This window comes from Pseudomonas sp. MWU13-2862 (genome assembly GCF_023242495.1).
GTDB classification, from domain to species: Bacteria; Pseudomonadota; Gammaproteobacteria; order Pseudomonadales; family Pseudomonadaceae; genus Aquipseudomonas; species Aquipseudomonas gingeri_D.
Genome location: NZ_JALMEZ010000036.1, coordinates 1 through 4,018, shown reverse-complemented (window position 1 = coordinate 4,018; position 4,018 = coordinate 1). Strand labels below are relative to the sequence as shown.

General features: G+C 55.2%; 5 protein-coding genes and 1 pseudogene. 3 read left to right on the top strand and 3 right to left on the bottom strand.

Annotated elements, in window-relative coordinates:
* Nucleotides 1-308: 308 nt before the first annotated feature.
* From M5C56_RS32245 to M5C56_RS32235, 3 genes and pseudogenes are all read left to right on the top strand, one after another.
* Nucleotides 309-641, top strand: coding sequence for a transposase (locus tag M5C56_RS32245; RefSeq protein ID WP_247263504.1), 333 nt, complete (start codon nt 309-311; stop codon nt 639-641).
* On the top strand, nt 638-973 hold the full coding sequence (gene tnpB, locus M5C56_RS32240; protein ID WP_247263505.1) for an IS66 family insertion sequence element accessory protein TnpB: 336 nt from the start codon (nt 638-640) through the stop codon (nt 971-973). Before M5C56_RS32245 ends, tnpB begins: the two co-directional genes overlap by 4 nt.
* Nucleotides 974-1,054: 81 nt before the next feature.
* Nucleotides 1,055-2,580 (top strand): annotated as a pseudogene (locus M5C56_RS32235) (IS66 family transposase).
* Nucleotides 2,581-2,593: 13 nt separating this feature from the next.
* On the opposite strand, the gene ppa reads toward M5C56_RS32235, so the two are convergent.
* From ppa to crcB, 3 genes are read right to left on the bottom strand one after another with little or no spacing between them, the layout of a single operon-like run.
* Complete coding sequence (gene ppa, locus M5C56_RS32230) at nt 2,594-3,139, bottom strand: inorganic diphosphatase (RefSeq protein ID WP_103497311.1); 546 nt, start codon at nt 3,137-3,139, stop codon at nt 2,594-2,596.
* Between the two features lie 35 nt (nt 3,140-3,174).
* Nucleotides 3,175-3,498: a DUF190 domain-containing protein gene (locus M5C56_RS32225; protein ID WP_103497310.1), complete on the bottom strand. Its 324-nt coding sequence runs from the start codon at nt 3,496-3,498 to the stop codon at nt 3,175-3,177.
* Between the two features lie 10 nt (nt 3,499-3,508).
* Nucleotides 3,509-3,892, bottom strand: a complete 384-nt coding sequence (gene crcB, locus M5C56_RS32220) for a fluoride efflux transporter CrcB (protein WP_103497309.1) — start codon at nt 3,890-3,892, stop codon at nt 3,509-3,511.
* Nucleotides 3,893-4,018: the final 126 nt, after the last annotated feature.

Genomic DNA, 4,018 nt, shown 5'->3' with positions numbered 1-4,018 from the left:
CATTGCGCGCAACTACACGTATGCCGCGCACAGTCGTACAGAGAGCAGGGGGCTCTGTTCTCAGTTCTGGATGTAGTGTTCTTGTATCGCACGTGCTGTCACAGGGTGTGCTTCATGGAAACGTTGTTTTAGCATGAGGGCTTCGAGGGGAAGTGGGCAATGGCGGTGTCTACGATGAGCCAGTATGTTCCCAGTCGTGCAAAGTGTAACCGTCCGGGCAACACACCTTCCTGACTGCGTCACTTGGGGCGATGGTGTCCACCTAAATTTAAGTGGACACCATTTTTTGTCTTTTTAAGCGGACGCCCATGCCACAAGAACGCCGTTCCTATTCCAAGTCCTTTAAAGCCCAAGTCATTGCCGAATGTGCGCAGCCAGGCACCTCGATTGCCAATGTCGCGTTGACCTACAACCTCAACGCTAACCTTGTCCATAAATGGATTCGGGTGCATGCGCAGAAAAACGTGGCGCTGCAAACAGCCTTCATCCCGGTCAAGGCATCGCAATCGGCAGCGGTGCATCAAGTCCTTCCTGCCACGATCAGGATCGAAGTGACTCATTCAAAAGGCCTAGTCGTTGTGAGTTGGCCGGCAGAAAATGCAGCGGCGTGTTCTGCTTTCCTACGAGACCTGCTGCGATGATCCGCATTGATTCCATCTGGCTCGCTACCGAGCCCATGGACATGCGGGCCGGCACTGAAACCGCGCTCGCGCGGGTCGTGGCGGTATTCGGTGCGGCGAAGCCGCACTGTGCTTATCTATTCGCCAACCGCCGCGCCAATCGCATCAAAGTGCTGGTGCATGACGGCGTGGGAATTTGGCTTGCAGCCCGGCGTTTGAATCAAGGACGTTTCTTCTGGTCTGGTGTGCGACACGGCTCCGAAGTTGAGTTGGATGCCGAGCAACTTCAAGCCCTAGTACTCGGGTTACCTTGGCAGCGCGTCGGTGCAGGCGCAGTCATCTCAATGCTTTAACACCTGCCATGGCCCGCTTGTCAGCGCAATTGGCCCATCAGTCTATCGCCGCCATGAAGTCTCTCTGGCAAGATCTGCGGCATGACTTCGCATCCGAATCTCGATCAATTAAATCCTGAAGAACTGCGCGCCTTGGCGACGCAGTTGATCCAGCGCGTCGAGACGATGGACAAGCAAATCACCCATCACAAGTCGGTCAACGAGAAACTGGCCCACGAGATCGCGGTGCTCAAACGCTTCAAATTTGCCAAGCGCAGCGAGCAGCTAAGTCCGGATCAAGCCAGCTTGCTCGACGACTTAATCGACACCGACATCGCCGTCATCGAAGCTGAGCTTGAAGCGCTGCGACCCGCGCCTGTCGAAGCCCAATTGTGCCAGCAGCCTAAGCGCGCTGCGCTGCCACCGCAGTTCCCTCGCAAACTGATCCATCACGAACCAGATAACAGCCACTGCCAATGCGGCTGCGCCCTCAAGCGTATTGGCGAAGATGCCAGTGAAAAGCTCGACTACACGCCCGGCGTATTCACCGTCGAACGTCACATCCGTGGAAAATGGGTCTGCGAACAGTGCGAAACGCTGATCCAGGCGCCGGTACCGGCGCACGTCATCGACAAAGGTATACCGACAGCGGGTCTGCTAGCCCACGTCATGGTGGCCAAGTTTGCCGACCATCTGCCGCTGTATCGGCAAGAGAAAATCTTCGGCCGCGCCGGACTACCTATTGCTCGCTCGACCTTGGCGCAATGGGTGGGCAACTGCGGCGTGCAATTGCAGCCGCTGGTGGACGCGCTGCGTGAAGCCGTGCTAACGCACAGCGTCGTCCACGCCGACGAAACTCCGGTACAAATGCTGGCGCCCGGCGAGAAGAAAACACATCGCGCTTACGTCTGGGCCTATGCCACCAGCCAGTTCTCTGAGCTTGCGGCGGTCGTTTATGACTTCAGTCCGAGCCGTGCTGGCGAACATGCCCGAAACTTCCTTGGCACCTGGAACGGCAAGCTGGTCTGCGACGACTTCGCTGGATACAAGGCAGGCTTTGAACTGGGCGTCACGGAGATCGGCTGCATGGCCCATGCACGTCGAAAATTCTTCGATTTGCACGCGACCAACAAGAGCCAGATTGCCGAAAAAGCGCTGCATTACATCGCGGCCTTGTACGAAGTTGAACGAGAGGCACGCGAACTGGATCCAGATGTCCGGCAGCGCATACGGCAGGAAAAAGCAGCACCGATCATCGACGCACTTCATACCTGGATGATCGCCCAAAGGCAGCTTGTGCCTGAGGGATCGGCCTCACCAAGGCTTTGGATTACAGCCTCAAACGCTGGATAGCGCTGACGCGCTATCTCAATGACGGTGCTGTGCCAATCGATAATAACTGGTGCGAGAATCAAATCCGGCCATGGGCTCTTGGGCGCTCGAACTGGCTGTTCGCGGGCTCGTTACGCAGCGGTAAACGTGCGGCTGCAATCATGAGTTTGATCCAGACGGCACGGCTAAATGGGCATGATCCATATGCGTACCTGAAAGACGTCCTCACCCGCCTGCCAACACAGCGGGCGAGTGAGATTACTGAGCTACTTCCGCATAAGTGGGTCCACGCTTAACAGTCCAGATTTTCTAGTGAGACACCATGCTTTTTGGAACGTAGGCAGCTACTGACTTGCGGATTTCTTCCCTAGCCTCATCTGCGCTACCCCAGCGCCCCATCTTTACCCACTTACCCGGTTCCAACGCCTTGTAGTTTTCAAAGAAGTGCTGGATCTGCGCAAGCAGAAGTGCGGGAAGGTCTTCGCACTCCTTAACATCGCTGTACATCGAGCTGAGTTTGTCATGAGGAACAGCGATTACTTTGGCATCGGCGCCTGCTTCGTCTGTCATGTACATCACGCCAACCGGGCGACTACGAATGACAACGCCAGGAGAGACCGGATAAGGGCAGATCACCAGTACGTCCAGTGGATCGCCGTCATCGCTTAGAGTGTTCGGAATAAACCCGTAGTTGGCCGGATAGAACATCGGCGTACTGAGGAAGCGATCAACGAAGATCTGCCCGCTTGGTTTGTCCACCTCGTACTTGATCGGAGAGTGGTTTGCAGGGATCTCGATAACGGTGAAAAAGTCATCGGGGATTGCGTTACCGGCTGGAATGTCCGCATAGCTCATGTTCGTATCTCCAAGGGGTTAGGAAGGCTTTTGGGCTAGTTGGCCTTTTTGCCGACGGTGCCCATTACGATTGGGGTCTTTATGTAAAACACGGAGATATCCTCAAGCTCCAATCGCTTGAAAAACCTTTCGGATTCGTCCTCGGTGATAGCCATGCGAATCTCGGTCGGCTGATCCGCCAGTTCAAAAAAATGCGAGGAGTGCAACCGACCGGTATGCCCAAAACCCTCGATACCTGTAGAGAGGGTCGCACCACGCAGACCCATTTCCTTTGCTAAATCAACGATCCAATCGCCGAGCATCTTTCCTTGGTAACGACGGTTCTGTTGGGTAAAGAAAATCACCAGAAAACCTTTCATTTACATCTCCTCAACGCGTGCCAATCATTTGAAAGGACAGAAGCCCGGCAGCCGTCATCGCCAACGAGCCCACGACGTGCAACGAAATCGAGCCGAGTGCCCACAGCAATCTCCCTTCCTGGATTAGGGCGACTGTTTCGGCTGAAAAGGTGGAAAAGGTGGTAAGTCCCCCACAGAAACCCGTGATGATCAGCAGGCGCCATTCAGGGCTTAAGGAGGGAGATGCGGCTAAGAACGCGATGGCTAGGCCAATGATGTAACCCCCGACCATGTTCGCCACCACAGTGCCTGGGGGAATTGTCGGGAACAGCGCGTTGAGCTTCATACCCAAGAGCCAGCGCAACCAAGCACCAAGAGATGCGCCGATGGCGATAACTAGAAGTGATTTCAGCATAGCTGCAAGTCTCCTCTGGGCTGGTAGAGCCGAGGAGGTGCTGATAACCGCAGATTACGATAGAGAGCTAATATGAGATTTGGAGTCATGATCCTGTCCTAAATTGGAGGACAGGGAGGCACACCT

Coding starts and splice junctions, on each gene's coding strand:
- ppa (WP_103497311.1), bottom strand. CDS start 3,139: ATGAGCTATGCGGACATTCCAGCCGGTAACGCAATCCCCGATGACTTT.
- M5C56_RS32225 (WP_103497310.1), bottom strand. CDS start 3,498: ATGAAAGGTTTTCTGGTGATTTTCTTTACCCAACAGAACCGTCGTTAC.
- crcB (WP_103497309.1), bottom strand. CDS start 3,892: ATGCTGAAATCACTTCTAGTTATCGCCATCGGCGCATCTCTTGGTGCT.
- M5C56_RS32245 (WP_247263504.1), top strand. CDS start 309: ATGCCACAAGAACGCCGTTCCTATTCCAAGTCCTTTAAAGCCCAAGTC.
- tnpB (WP_247263505.1), top strand. CDS start 638: ATGATCCGCATTGATTCCATCTGGCTCGCTACCGAGCCCATGGACATG.